Raw genomic sequence first — 12,542 nt, forward strand, 5'->3', positions numbered from 1 at the left:
CCGTGCCCTACATCCTGAGCCTCGTTACATTCCTGCCGCTGGCCGGCGCCCTGGCGATCTTCCTCGCCCGGCTGGCGTCCAAGTCCCAGGACGCCGCCGCTCCGGCCGCGCGCTGGATCGCCCTGATCACGACCCTGGTCGTGCTGGCGGTCTCGGTCGTGCTGGTCGCCGGTTTCGATCCGTCGAACCCCGGATATCAGTTCGTTGAAATGGTCCCCTGGTTCGCCGGGGCCAGCTATCATCTGGGCGTCGACGGGATCTCGATCCTGTTCGTCCTGCTGACCGCCTTCCTGATGCCGATCTGCATCCTGGCCAGCTGGAAATCGGTCGAGACGCGCGTCGTCGAATATATGATCGCCTTCCTGGTGCTGGAGACCCTGGTCATCGGCGTCTTCACGGCGCTGGACCTGTATCTCTTCTACATCTTCTTCGAAGGCACCCTGGTGCCGATGTTCCTGATCATCGGCATCTGGGGCGGCGCCAACCGGATCTACGCCGCCTACAAGTTCTTCCTCTACACCCTGCTGGGGTCGGTGCTGATGCTGCTGGCCATGCTGTGGATGTCGCACACCGCCGGCACCACCAGCATTCCCGAGCTGAAGCAGTACGCCTTCGACCCGGCCGTTCAGCCCCTGTTGTGGCTGGCCTTCTTCGCCTCCTTCGCGGTGAAGATGCCGATGTGGCCGGTCCACACCTGGCTGCCCGACGCCCACGTTCAAGCGCCGACGGCGGGTTCGGTCATCCTGGCCGGCATCCTGCTGAAGCTGGGCGGTTACGGCTTCATCCTGTTCAACGTGCCGATGTTCCCGGTCGCGTCCGAGATGTTCCGCCCGCTGGTCTTCACCCTGTCGGTCATCGCCATCGTCTATACCTCGCTGGTCGCCTGGCGTCAGACGGACATGAAGAAGCTGATCGCCTATTCGTCGATCGCCCACATGGGCTTCGTCACCCTGGGCATCTTCTCGGGCAACTATCAGGGCATGCAGGGCGCGGTGTTCCAGATGATCAGCCACGGTCTGATCTCGGGCGCGCTGTTCCTGTGCGTCGGCGTCGTCTACGACCGGATGCATACGCGTGAGATCGCCTTCTACGGCGGCCTGACCTCGCGCATGCCCTGGTTCGCCGCCATCTTCCTGATGTTCACCATGGCCAACGTCGGCCTGCCGGGCACCTCGGGCTTCATCGGCGAAGTCCTGACCATGACGGGCGCCTATCAGGCCTCGACCTGGGCGGCCCTGGTGGCGGCCTCGGGCGTCATCTTCTCGGCCGTCTATGCCCTGACCCTGTATCGGGCGGTCATGTTCGGCGAGATCACCAATCCGAAGCTGATGACCATCGCCGACATCGACAAGCGTGAGCTGCTGCTGTTCGTGCCGCTGATCCTCGGCACCCTGTGGCTGGGCGTCCATCCGGCCGCCGTCCTCGATTACACCGGGCCCGCCGTCGAGGCCCTGACCAATGCCTATCGCGTCGCGATCGGCGGGTGAGACCAAGCATGCCTGATCTGTCCTCCGCCCTGCACCTCGCCGCCTCGGAGCTGACCCTCGCGGTCGGCGCCCTGGTCCTGCTGATGGTCGGCGCCTTCATCGGCGACAAGAGCGCCCGGCTGGTGTCCATCCTGTCGGTCCTGCTGCTGATCGCCGCCGCCGTCCTCGCCTTCATGGGACCGTGGGGCGTCGCCTTCAACGGCGCCTATGTGGCCGATCCGCTGGCCATCTACGGCAAGAGCGTCATCTATCTGTCCGCCGCCGTGGCCATCGTCCTGGGCGACGGCTGGATGAAACGCACCCACATCGCCAAGTTCGAATATCCGGTCCTGATCGTGCTGGCCTCGGTCGGCATGGGGATGATGGCGTCCTCGGGCGACCTGATCTCCATGTATGTCGGCATCGAGCTGCATTCGCTGGCTCTGTACGTCCTGGCCGCCTTCCACCGCGACGACGTCAAGGCGTCGGAAGCGGGCCTGAAGTATTTCGTCCTCGGCGCCCTGTCGTCGGGCCTGCTGCTGTACGGCTCCAGCCTGATCTACGGCTTCGCCGGTTCGATGCGGTTCGAGGACATCGCCGCCTTTGCCGTCGATCACCCCAGCCCCGGCCTGGTGTTCGGTCTGGTCTTCCTGATCTGCGGTCTGGCGTTCAAGGTCTCTGCCGCGCCCTTCCACATGTGGACGCCCGACGTGTACGAAGGCGCCCCGACCCCGGTCGTGGCCCTGTTCGCCACGGCGCCCAAGGTCGCCGCCATGGTCCTGATCGCCCGCGCCCTGGAGGGCGGCTTCAGCGAGGCCCACGCCCAGTGGTCGCAGGTCCTGGTCGCCATTTCCCTGATCAGCTTCGTCGTCGGCGCCTTCGGCGGCCTGGTGCAGAAGGATGTCCAGCGCCTGCTGGCCTATTCGTCGATCGCCAACATCGGCTACGCCCTGCTGGGCATCGCGGCCGGCACCAGCGAAGGCCTGCAGGCCATGCTGATGTTCATGACCCTGTATGTCATCGACCAACTGGGCTTCTTCGCCATCCTGCTCAGCCTGTCCAAGTCGGGCCGGCCGATCCGCCGCATCGCCGATCTGGCGGGTCTGAAGAAGGATCGTCCGGTCACGGCCGTGGCCCTGACCGTCCTGTCGCTGTCGGTCCTGGGCATGCCGCCGTTCTCGGGCTTCTGGGGCAAGTATTATGTCTTCGGCGCCGCCGCCGACGCCGGCCTGTGGCCGGTGGCTGCGGCCGGTCTGGTCGCCTCGGTCGTCGCCGCCTTCTATTATCTGCGCATCATCAAGCTGATGTGGTTCGACGCACCCGTGGACGACATCCAGATGGACAAGTCCTCGCCGGAGACCAGCATCATCGGCTGGGCCTGCGCCGCCTTCGCCTTCCCGCTGGTGATTGTCGGTCTGACCTGGCTGGAGCCGCTGACCAAGGTTGCGAGCGCCGGCTTCGGGAACGGTTAGGGCGTTGACGCCCGCCCCTCTGGTCATCCTCGACGAGATCGACTCGACGCTGTCGGAAGCCCGGCGGCTGGCGGAGGCGGGCGAGGTCGGCCCGAAGTGGATCATCGCGCGCCGCCAGACGGCGGGGCGTGGCCGGCGCGGCCGAAGCTGGGTGGACAAGCCAGGCAATCTGGCCGCGACCTTGCTGATCCGGGTTCATGCGTCGCCGCGCGAGGCCGCTCAGGCGACCTTCATCGCCGCCCTGGCCGTCGCCGACCTGCTGGACGTCTTCGTCTCGCCGGCCCTGGTCTCGATCAAATGGCCGAACGACGTCCTGCTGGACGGCCGCAAGGCGTGCGGCATCCTGGTTGAAAGCGGCGCGCATGCGTCCGGCGGGCTCTGGCTGGCCGTCGGCATCGGCGTCAACCTGGCCCATGCGCCCGAGGGAACCGAGAAGGCCTCGGCGGCGATCGCGGAAAGACTGCGCGAGGACCTCGCCTTCGCCCCGCCGGTCGAAGCCGCCGCCGAGATCCTGGCCGAGACCTTCGCCGTCTGGTGGGGGCGCTGGCAGACGATGGGCTTCGAGCCGGTGCTGGACGCCTGGACCAGCCGTCTGACCGGGCTGAACGGCCCGTGCACCGCGCGTCTGGACAACGAAACGATCGAGGGCCTGGCCGAGGGTGTGGAGCCTGACGGGGCCTTGCGCCTGCGCCTCGCCGACGGCTCCGTGCGATTGATTTCCGCAGGCGACGTCTTCTTCGGCAAGGCGGCCTGATGCTGCTCGCCATCGAACAGGGCAACACCAATACGCTGTTCGCCGTCCACGACGGTTCGGACTGGATCGCCCAGTGGCGCGCCGCCACCGAGGCCAGCCGCACCGCCGACGAATACGCCGTCTGGCTGAACCAGTTGATGGTCATGAAGGGGCTGGAGTTCGCCGCCCTGACCGGCTGCATCATCTCCAGCGTCGTGCCCCAGTCGATCTTCAACCTGCGCAATCTGTCGCGCCGCTATCTGAACATCGAACCCCTGGTGATCGGCGAGAACGCCCAACTGGGCATAGAGGTGCGGATCGCCAAGCCCAGCGAGGCCGGCGCCGACCGCCTGGTCAACGCCATCGGGGCCAAGCTGGTCTATCCGGGCGACCTGATCGTCATCGACAGCGGCACGGCCACCACCTTCGACATCGTCGCCGATGACGGCGCCTTCGAAGGCGGCCTGATCGCCCCCGGCATCAATCTGTCGCTCCAGGCCCTGCACGAGGCGGCGGCCAAATTGCCGCGCATCGCCATCCAGCGCCCCGACCACGTCATCGGCAAGGGCACGGTCGAGGCCATGCAGTCCGGCGTCTTCTGGGGCTATATTTCGTTGATCGAAGGCCTGGTCGCGCGCATCAAGGCGGAATGGGCGCGGCCCATGACCGTCATCGGCACCGGCGGCGTCGCCAGCCTGTTCGAAGGCGCGACCGACAGCATCGATCACTTCGATCCCGACCTGACTATTCGCGGCCTCCTGGAAATCTGGCGTCGTAACGCCCAAATGACTGACTGAATGAAAAAGCAAAACCAAGACGAACTCGTTTTCCTGCCGCTGGGCGGCTCGGACGAGGTCGGTATGAACCTCAACGCCTATGGCTTCGGGCCAGAGGCTGATCGTGAATGGCTGATCGTCGATGTCGGCGTCACCTTCGGCGACCTGTCCACGCCCGGCGTGGACGTGATCGTGCCCGATCCTTCCTATCTGGAAGGCGAGACGATCAAGGGCATCGTCCTGACCCACGCGCACGAGGACCATATCGGCGCCCTGGGCTGGCTGTGGCCGCGCATCAAGGCGCCGATCTACGCCACCCCCTTCACCGCCTATCTGATCCGGGACAAGCTGCGCGAGCGCGGCATCCTGGACGAGGTGCAGTTGATCGAGGTGCCGCTGGGCGGCACGGTCGACATCGGCTCGTTCGGCGTGACCTTCGTCAACATGAGCCACTCGATCGCCGAGCCGAGCGGCCTGGCCATCGACACCCCCCTGGGCGTGGTGTTCCACACCGGCGACTGGAAGATCGACGACCAGCCGATCATCGGTGAGAAGACCGACGCCCCCGCCATTCGCGCCATGGGCGACGAGGGCGTGCTGGCCATGGTCTGCGATTCGACCAATGTCTTCGTGCCGGGCGTCGCCGGGTCCGAGGGCGATGTGGCCGTCGCCATCACCAAACTGATCTCCAGCCTCAAGGGCCGGGTCGCCGTGGGCTGTTTCGCCTCCAACGTCGCCCGGATGGACAGCGTCATTCGCGCCGCCGAGGCCTGCGGGCGTCGCGTGTCGCTCGCCGGCCGCTCGATGCACCGGATCACGGCTGCGGCCAAACACGTCGGCATGCTGCAGGACGTGAAGCCCTTCCTGTCGGACGAGGAGGCCCGCGTCTGGCCCGCCGACCAGATCCTGTACCTGTGCACCGGCAGCCAGGGCGAGGCCCGCGCGGCCCTGTCGCGCGTCGCCGACGGCACCCATCCGGTCGTCAAACTGGGCCTGGGCGACCACTGCATCTTCTCGTCGCGCCAGATCCCCGGCAATGAACTGGCCATCGGCAATCTGCAGGACCGCCTCGCGGACCGGGGCGTGCGCCTCTACACCGAGAAGGATCACCCCGGCATCCACGTCTCGGGCCACCCGTGCCGCGACGAGCTGAAGCAGATGTACGAATGGGTGCGGCCGCAGATCGCGGTGCCCACCCATGGCGTGCGTCGCTTCCTGCTGGAACACGCCAATCTGGCCAAGGACATCGGCGTCAAGGAAACCGTCACCCCGCGCAACGGCGACATGGTTCGCCTGGCCCCCGGACCGGCCAAGATCATCGACGAAGTGCCCAACGGTCGCCTCTACGTCGACGGCGGCATGCTGGTGACCGAACAGGGCGAGGCCCTGAAGGAACGTCGCCACGCCTCGACCAACGGCGTGCTGATCGTCAGCTTCGCCCTGGACAAGCGCGGCCGCATCGCCAGCGACATCGACATCCGCAGCGTCGGCCTGCCCGGCGACACCGCCACGCCGCTGGGCGACGCCCTGGATAATCTGGCCGAGCGCGTCGAGCAGGTGATCAAGAGCCTGAAGGGCGACGCCCTGGACGACGAAATGGTCATCGAACAGGCTGTCGCCCGCGTGCTGAAGAAGGCAAGCCAGCAGATCTGGGACCGACGCCCCATCGTCGAGACGGTCGTCCTGCGGGTCTGATGCAACCTTGACCGTTCAGGCGCATTTCTTGCGCCTGAACGGTTGGGGAAACTCATGTCAGACAAGCCCACGCGCGGCCGCCGTCTGCTGGAACGGGTGCGCCACGCCCGTTATCCGTTGCACGGTTGGCGGCGCTGGGCTGTGATCGCAGGGCAGGGGACGGCGGGCTTCGTCGCCCTCTTCGCCGCAGTGAACCTGGCGCTCAGCCTTTCGACCTTTCGCGGCGACGAGCCTTTGTCGCGCACCGTCCACGAACTGCGCGTCCTGTGGTTCAGTCCGCCGGACGGACAGCCGATGTCGCCGACCGCCTTTCCGACCGTCTATGGCCGCGACCTCGGCCCCGCGCCCGACACCGCCGCCATCCACGCCTATCTGGAACGGGAGGCCGAGGACGGGGTCTTTCTGCTGGACCATGTGATGGTGGACCGGATCCTGACGCTGAACGGACGGATCGACGCGCGCAGCCTGCCGTCCGGCGTCTATGTCGGCGCCCACGCCCTGGGGCCGGACCGCCCGCCGCTGGTGCCCGTGACCAAATACATGGGCCACTATCTGCTGTTCCCGCGCCACGCCTATATTCTGGTCGTGCCGCAGACGGGCCCGGCCATCGCTTTTTCCGCCAGCCAGAACGCCAAGTTCGGCGTCACGGATCACCCCGACCGTCTCTCGGCCGAGATCGCCCCCTATACGCCCGACGCCTATGACTTCCCCAGTTCGGGCGAGGCCCTGCACGAGATGACGCGGATCACCAGAGACCCAGCCCGCGTCGCCGAGGCGGTCGAGGCCCTGAAGGGCGCCCAGGCCCGACTGGAGGCCGAGGGCCTGACCTACGGCCTGCTGGCCCCGAACTCGAACACCGCCGTCGGCTGCGTGCTGGAACGGTCCGGCTCCATCACCCAGGCGGAGCGGTCATCCATCCTGTTGGCGTTACGCGCGCCGGGCTTCGGCGCAGCCTGCGAATAGACGTCTCGGAATCCGGCGGAGGTCCGCTATATCCCGTCCATGACCGAACGACTCTTCCTGCTGAATCCCGACTGGCATGACGACCAGGGCGGTCCCTGGTTCTGCCCGGCCGGCGCCTATGTGGAGGGCGTGCTGGCCTTCTATCCCCGGCTGAGGGACGTTCTTGATATCGTCTATCTGGACCACCCCCGGCCGCGCCCGCTGGTCATCGCCGAGGTCGGCGAAGCGCATCAGAGCTGCCCCATCCTGATCCTCGACGGCGAACTGGACTGGCCCGAGGCTCAGGTCAGCGAAACGACGGGGCGTCGCTTCCTGCAGGATCACGCCATCGCCCCCTATCTCGCGGCGCGCTACGGCGTCGGCCGGCCGCATCCCTGAGGCGCGACCGACCGCGATGTCGTCTCAGCCGAGCGTGGCCTTGCGATAGGTCTCGTTCAGTTCGAACACCTCGGCCGACACCTCGACCTTGCCGGCCGTGCGAGCCAGGGCGGCGGTCAGGATCTCCAGCACCTTTTCGCTCAGCGCGCTCTTCTGCTGCGGCGTGCGGCCCAGCATCAGGCCGACGCGGCAGGCCAGCATGGCGGTCTCGGGCGCGCCGTCGGCGATGACGACGTGATCCAGGGCGATCAGCCGGGTCTTGCAGGCCGACAGGGCGGCGCCGGCGATCTCGACTGCGGCCTGATGGATCTCCAGGGCGACCGGGGTCCAGTCGGCGTCCGCCAGGTGGCGGGTGTATTCCAGGGTGATCTGCGGCATGTCGGGGACTCGTCCAGAGGAGGCCGATCCTCTAGACCGGTTTCAACCGGGCGCCAAAGCCCGGACAGGAGGTCCCATGCCCATCGGCCCCATCACCATGTTCGGCATCTACATCATCGTCTGGTGGACGGTGTTGTTCGGCGTGCTGCCGCTGGGAACCTCCCGCGAGACCCACGAGCCGCCGACGGACGGCGCCCAATGGGGTGCGCCGACGACGCCGAACCTGAAGCGCAAATTCATCACCACCACCTGGGTCGCGGCCCTGGTTTGGGTCTTCGTCATGGTGCTGATCTTCACCGGCTGGCTGCCCCTGCCGGACTTCTCGCGCGCGCCGGCGGTCTAATCCCCATCCCGGCCTAGCTTTCGCCCCGGTCCAGCGGCTAAAGCCTTGGTCTGTCTCTACGCCTAGGATTCCCCATCATGCGCCTGTCGCGCTTTTTCCTGCCCACGCTGAAGGAAGCCCCTTCGGACGCCCAGATTGTTTCGCACCAGCTGATGCTGCGCGCCGGCATGATCAAGCAGGAGGCCGCCGGCATCTACGCCTGGCTGCCGCTGGGCCTGCGGGTGCTGCGCAAGATCGAGCAGATCGTGCGCGAAGAGCAGCAGCGGGCTGGTGCGGTCGAGCTGCTGATGCCGACCCTGCAACTGGCCGACCTGTGGCGTGAGAGCGGCCGCTATGACGCCTACGGTCCCGAGATGCTGCGCATCACCGACCGGCACGAGCGCGAGCTTCTGTACGGGCCCACCAATGAGGAGATGATCACCGACATCTTCCGGGCCTATGTGAAGTCCTACAAGTCGCTGCCGCTGAACCTGTTTCACATCCAGTGGAAGTTCCGCGACGAGCGCCGCCCCCGGTTCGGCGTTATGCGCGGCCGTGAGTTCCTGATGAAGGACGCCTATTCCTTCGACGTGGACGAGGCCTCGGCCCGCAAGGCCTACAACCGCATGTTCGTGGCCTATCTGAACACCTTCGCCCGCATGGGCCTGAAGGCCGTGCCGATGCGCGCCGACACCGGCCCGATCGGCGGCGACCTGAGCCACGAATTCATCGTCCTGGCCGAGACGGGCGAGAGCGCGGTCTTCTGCGACAAGGCCCTGGTCGAAATGCCGGCGCCCGGCGCGGATGTGGACTGGGACGATCTTCAGTCAATCGTTGATCAACGAACCGCGCTCTACGCCGCAACCGAGGAAATGCACGACGAGGCCCGGTTCGAGGCCGAGACCGCCGAGGGCGACCGCCTGTCGGCGCGCGGCATCGAGGTCGGCCACATCTTCTATTTCGGCGAGAAATATTCGGCCCCTATGAAGGCCAAGGTCGCCGGGCCGGACGGTCAGGACGCTGAGGTCCATATGGGCAGCTACGGCGTCGGCGTGTCGCGTCTGCTGGGCGCCATCATCGAGGCCAGCCACGACGAGGGCGGCATCATCTGGCCCGACGCCGTGGCCCCGTTCGACGTGGTGGTGATCAATCTGCGCGCCAATGACGCCGCCGTCTCCGCCGCCTGCGAGGACGCGGTGGCCCAGCTGGAGAAACTGGGCAAGGACGTGCTGTACGACGACACCGACGAACGGCCGGGCGGCAAGTTCGCCACCGCCGACCTGATCGGCGTGCCGTGGCAACTGACCATCGGTCCCAAGGGCCTGGCCGACGGCGTGGTCGAGCTGAAGCGCCGCGCCACCGGCGAGAAGGTCTCCGTGCCCCTGGCTGAAGCCATCGAAAGGTTGACTGCTTGAACCTGCCGTCCCGTCCTTCCGGCGCCTTCTCCTCGTGGGAGATCGGCCTGGCCCTCCGCTACCTGCGCGCCAAGCGCAAGGAGGGCGGGGTGGCGACCATCGCGGTGATCAGCTTCATCGGCATCATGCTGGCTGTCGCGGTCCTGATCAGCGTCATGAGCATCATGGCCGGCTTCCGCTCGGAACTGCTGGGCCGGATGCTGTCGTTCAACGGCCATATGTACGTCCAGGGGCCGGTGCTGGCGTCGGAAGACCGGGACGCCGCCCTGAAACGGATCGCCGCCGTGCCCGGCGTGGTCAGCGTCACCCCGCTGAACGAGAGCCAGAGCCTGGTCCGGGTCGGCAACTTCACCACGGGCGCCATGGTGCGCGGCGTGCGGCCCCAGGACCTGGCCACCACCAAATACGTCTTCGACAGCCTGACGCCCAAGGAACGCGCCGACTTCGGCAAGGGCGCATACGGCGGCGACCGCATCCTGATGGGCGCGGCCCTGGCCAACTCCCTGGGCCTGCGGGTCGGGGATCCCGTCACCCTCTATTCCCCGACAGGCGCCGACAGCGCTTTCGGCAATCTGGGCGGTCTGGAAAAGACCTATTTCGTCGGCGGCCTGTTCCGCTCGGGCACGGCCGACTTCGACCGCGCCTTCCTGTTCATGCCGCTGGAGCAGCAGCAGCTGTTCTTCGGCAAGGAGGGGGTCTGGGACGCCATCGAGATCAAGGTCGACGACCCCGACCGCGTCGGCGAGCTGACCCCCGCCATCCGCGACGCCGCCGGCCCCGGATCTGTCATCAGCGACTGGCGCGAACGCCTGGCCGCCTTCTACGGCGCCCTGCGGGTCGAGCGGGTGGCCATGAGCATCATCCTGGGCCTGGTCGTCGCCATCGCCGCAATGAACATCATCTCCGGCATCGTCATGCTGGTGAAGAACAAGACGCGCGACATCGCCATCCTGCGCACCGTGGGCGCCAGTCCGTCGGCCATCCTGCGCATCTTCTTCATGTCCGGCGCCATGATCGGCGTGGCGGGCACCCTGGCGGGCCTCGCCCTGGGCCTGCTGTTCTGCTGGAACATCGGCACGATCCAGCATGCCATCGAGGCCGTGTTGGGGGTGCAACTGTTCAACGCCGACGTCTATCAGCTGGACGCCATCCCGGCCCTGGTCGATCCGATGGACGTGGCCTGGGTCGCCCTGCTGTCCTTCAGCATGAGCTGCCTGGCCAGCCTGCCGCCGTCCTGGACGGCCTCTCGCATCGATCCCGTGGAGGCGCTCCGCTATGAGTAGGTCTCCGATCCTGTCGGTGCGCGGCCTGACCCGAACCTATGACACCGCCAACGGCGGCCTGACCGTGCTGAAGGGCGTGGATCTGGACGTCATGCCGGGCGAGATGGTCGGGCTGATCGGCCCCTCCGGCTCGGGCAAGTCCAGCCTGCTGCACGCCGCCGGCCTGCTGGAGAAGCCGACCGAGGGCACGGTCGCCATCGACGGCGAAATGGTGGGCGACCTCGACGAGCGCGCCCGCACCCGCCTGCGCCTGTCGCGCATCGGCTTCGTCTATCAGTTCCACCATCTGCTGGCCGAGTTCGACGCCCGCGACAATGTCGCCCTGCCGATGCGGATCGCGGGCATGAGCCTGGCCCAGGCGCGCCGTCAGGCCGAGGAGACGCTGACGACCCTCGGTCTGGGCGAGCGGCTGACCCACCAGCCGGCCCAGCTGTCGGGCGGCGAGAAGCAGCGTGTCGCCATCGCCCGGTCCCTGGCCAACAAGCCCCGCCTGCTGCTGGCCGACGAACCGACCGGCAACCTGGACCCGACCACCAGCCAGTCGGTGTTCGAATCCCTGCGTGACCTGGCCAAGACCACGGGCGTCGCCGCCCTGATCGCCACCCACAATATGGAGCTGGCCGGCCACATGGACCGCGTCTTCGCCCTGAAGGACGGCCATCTGGAAGAACGGGCGGCCCAAAGTCAGGCTTATTGAGCCAGGCCTAATGACATCTGGCGGACGCCGTCACCCAACGGCCGCGTCGCCCCAGATGGCGCGCAGCTGCTGGGGCCGGCGGCAGCCCTGGCGATAGGCCTCGTAATGGGCGCGGTTGCGGCGGGCGTAGTCCTGATGCTCAGGCCCGGCGGGCCAGAACCGCTGGACCCCGACGACCGGGGTGGTGAAGCTCTTGCCCAGAACGCGCATGGCCGCATCCCGTGACGCCACAGCGGCCGCCCGCTGATCCGCCGTGGCGAAGACCGCCGCGCGATAGGACGGCCCCTGGTCGCAGAACTGCCCGTTCGGATCGGTCGGGTCTATGGTGCGCCAGTAGCGGTCCACCAGGGCGCGATAGCTGACGACGCGGGGATCGAACGTGACCTGGACCGCCTCCATATGGCCGGTCCCGCCGCGCACCACCTGCTCATAGGTCGGGTTGGCCGTCTGGCCGCCGACGAAGCCTGATACGGCGGAGCGCACCCCCGGCAGGCCGTCGAACGCCTTTTCCTCGGACCAGAAACAACCGCCGGCGAAGACGGCCGTCTGAAGCACTGACCGGGCGGGCTGGGCCTGGGCGCGGTCGGTCCGGGGCAGGGCGGCGGTCGTCACGACGACCAGGGCGGCCGCAATCGCCGCGCCAGCCAGGAATTTCAGAGACTTGGGCATGGGGACATCTCCCTTTCTCCACAGGCATACGATGCGCCGCTGCAAATGGTTTCAGACCGTCTCGCCCCTTGGGATAAGACCGGGGTTGACGAGAACAATGAGCGAACATAGAACAAGGCAAGAACATTCATGTCTGGGGATAAGTCGCCATGCCGCGTTTGATGAGAGATATGCTGTCGCTGGCCTCGTGCAGCGGTTTCGTCTGGATGGTCTGGACCCTGGCCATCAGCGTGACGGCCGCCTGATTTTCAGACTCGCACCGACAGAGTCTGAATTCGCATTATGTAAAATCAAT

13 protein-coding genes are annotated in these 12,542 nt (G+C 67.0%); 11 read left to right on the plus strand and 2 right to left on the minus strand.

Going from position 1 to position 12,542, the window contains the following annotated elements:
- Nucleotides 1–2 precede the first annotated feature (2 nt).
- From GYM46_RS14735 to GYM46_RS14765, 7 genes are read left to right on the plus strand one after another with little or no spacing between them, the layout of a single operon-like run.
- Nucleotides 3–1,487 carry an NADH-quinone oxidoreductase subunit M gene (locus GYM46_RS14735; RefSeq protein ID WP_008259479.1) on the plus strand — a complete coding sequence of 495 codons (1,485 nt, stop codon included), beginning with the start codon at nucleotides 3–5 and terminating at the stop codon, nucleotides 1,485–1,487.
- A gap of 8 nt (nucleotides 1,488–1,495) precedes the next feature.
- A complete protein-coding gene (gene nuoN / locus GYM46_RS14740; RefSeq protein WP_008260532.1) occupies nucleotides 1,496–2,938 on the plus strand; it encodes an NADH-quinone oxidoreductase subunit NuoN in 1,443 nt (480 codons plus the stop codon).
- A 4-nt stretch (nucleotides 2,939–2,942) separates the two neighbouring features.
- Nucleotides 2,943–3,692 (plus strand): biotin--[acetyl-CoA-carboxylase] ligase, encoded by a 750-nt coding sequence (locus GYM46_RS14745; RefSeq protein WP_008261559.1) that lies wholly within the window; start codon nucleotides 2,943–2,945, stop codon nucleotides 3,690–3,692.
- The gene (locus GYM46_RS14750) at nucleotides 3,689–4,468 is read left to right on the plus strand and encodes a type III pantothenate kinase (RefSeq protein ID WP_040349588.1); all 780 of its coding nucleotides are present in this window, start codon (nucleotides 3,689–3,691) and stop codon (nucleotides 4,466–4,468) included. The genes GYM46_RS14745 and GYM46_RS14750 overlap by 4 nt, the downstream gene beginning before the upstream one ends.
- The gene (locus GYM46_RS14755; protein WP_008262826.1) at nucleotides 4,469–6,142 is read left to right on the plus strand and encodes a ribonuclease J; all 1,674 of its coding nucleotides are present in this window, start codon (nucleotides 4,469–4,471) and stop codon (nucleotides 6,140–6,142) included.
- Nucleotides 6,143–6,196: 54 nt separating this feature from the next.
- Nucleotides 6,197–7,105: a hypothetical protein gene (locus GYM46_RS14760; RefSeq protein ID WP_008263175.1), complete on the plus strand. Its 909-nt coding sequence runs from the start codon at nucleotides 6,197–6,199 to the stop codon at nucleotides 7,103–7,105.
- 39 nt (nucleotides 7,106–7,144) lie between these two features.
- Nucleotides 7,145–7,483, plus strand: coding sequence for a DUF3088 family protein (locus GYM46_RS14765; RefSeq protein WP_008258985.1), 339 nt, complete (start codon nucleotides 7,145–7,147; stop codon nucleotides 7,481–7,483).
- 24 nt (nucleotides 7,484–7,507) lie between these two features.
- Here the strand turns inward: GYM46_RS14765 and GYM46_RS14770 are convergent, their stop codons facing one another.
- Nucleotides 7,508–7,861 (minus strand): 5-carboxymethyl-2-hydroxymuconate Delta-isomerase, encoded by a 354-nt coding sequence (locus tag GYM46_RS14770; protein WP_008259371.1) that lies wholly within the window; start codon nucleotides 7,859–7,861, stop codon nucleotides 7,508–7,510.
- Between the two features lie 76 nt (nucleotides 7,862–7,937).
- Between GYM46_RS14770 and GYM46_RS14775 the strand changes: the two genes are divergently transcribed.
- The 4 genes from GYM46_RS14775 to GYM46_RS14790 all read left to right on the plus strand — a co-directional run bounded on the left by GYM46_RS14775 (nucleotide 7,938) and on the right by GYM46_RS14790 (nucleotide 11,578).
- Complete coding sequence (locus tag GYM46_RS14775) at nucleotides 7,938–8,204, plus strand: DUF1467 family protein (RefSeq protein WP_008259708.1); 267 nt, start codon at nucleotides 7,938–7,940, stop codon at nucleotides 8,202–8,204.
- Between the two features lie 77 nt (nucleotides 8,205–8,281).
- Nucleotides 8,282–9,598 carry a proline--tRNA ligase gene (gene proS, locus GYM46_RS14780; RefSeq protein WP_008259431.1) on the plus strand — a complete coding sequence of 439 codons (1,317 nt, stop codon included), beginning with the start codon at nucleotides 8,282–8,284 and terminating at the stop codon, nucleotides 9,596–9,598.
- Nucleotides 9,595–10,881, plus strand: coding sequence for a lipoprotein-releasing ABC transporter permease subunit (locus GYM46_RS14785; RefSeq protein WP_008262947.1), 1,287 nt, complete (start codon nucleotides 9,595–9,597; stop codon nucleotides 10,879–10,881). The genes proS and GYM46_RS14785 overlap by 4 nt, the downstream gene beginning before the upstream one ends.
- Nucleotides 10,874–11,578, plus strand: coding sequence for an ABC transporter ATP-binding protein (locus GYM46_RS14790; RefSeq protein ID WP_008262155.1), 705 nt, complete (start codon nucleotides 10,874–10,876; stop codon nucleotides 11,576–11,578). The genes GYM46_RS14785 and GYM46_RS14790 overlap by 8 nt, the downstream gene beginning before the upstream one ends.
- A gap of 30 nt (nucleotides 11,579–11,608) precedes the next feature.
- Here GYM46_RS14790 and msrA read toward each other — a convergent pair whose 3' ends face one another.
- The gene (gene msrA, locus GYM46_RS14795; RefSeq protein ID WP_008263724.1) at nucleotides 11,609–12,247 is read right to left on the minus strand and encodes a peptide-methionine (S)-S-oxide reductase MsrA; all 639 of its coding nucleotides are present in this window, start codon (nucleotides 12,245–12,247) and stop codon (nucleotides 11,609–11,611) included.
- Nucleotides 12,248–12,542 lie beyond the last annotated feature (295 nt).

Origin of the sequence: Brevundimonas mediterranea, from assembly GCF_011064825.1 — a bacterium.
GTDB classification, from domain to species: domain Bacteria; phylum Pseudomonadota; class Alphaproteobacteria; order Caulobacterales; family Caulobacteraceae; genus Brevundimonas; species Brevundimonas mediterranea_A.

What these genes read in the sequence shown, in the direction of transcription:
- nuoN (WP_008260532.1), top strand. Translation starts at nt 1,496, where the DNA reads ATGCCTGATCTGTCCTCCGCCCTGCACCTCGCCGCCTCGGAGCTGACC.
- GYM46_RS14755 (WP_008262826.1), top strand. Translation starts at nt 4,469, where the DNA reads ATGAAAAAGCAAAACCAAGACGAACTCGTTTTCCTGCCGCTGGGCGGC.
- GYM46_RS14760 (WP_008263175.1), top strand. Translation starts at nt 6,197, where the DNA reads ATGTCAGACAAGCCCACGCGCGGCCGCCGTCTGCTGGAACGGGTGCGC.
- GYM46_RS14765 (WP_008258985.1), top strand. Translation starts at nt 7,145, where the DNA reads ATGACCGAACGACTCTTCCTGCTGAATCCCGACTGGCATGACGACCAG.
- GYM46_RS14770 (WP_008259371.1), bottom strand. Translation starts at nt 7,861, where the DNA reads ATGCCGCAGATCACCCTGGAATACACCCGCCACCTGGCGGACGCCGAC.
- GYM46_RS14775 (WP_008259708.1), top strand. Translation starts at nt 7,938, where the DNA reads ATGCCCATCGGCCCCATCACCATGTTCGGCATCTACATCATCGTCTGG.
- proS (WP_008259431.1), top strand. Translation starts at nt 8,282, where the DNA reads ATGCGCCTGTCGCGCTTTTTCCTGCCCACGCTGAAGGAAGCCCCTTCG.
- GYM46_RS14790 (WP_008262155.1), top strand. Translation starts at nt 10,874, where the DNA reads ATGAGTAGGTCTCCGATCCTGTCGGTGCGCGGCCTGACCCGAACCTAT.
- msrA (WP_008263724.1), bottom strand. Translation starts at nt 12,247, where the DNA reads ATGCCCAAGTCTCTGAAATTCCTGGCTGGCGCGGCGATTGCGGCCGCC.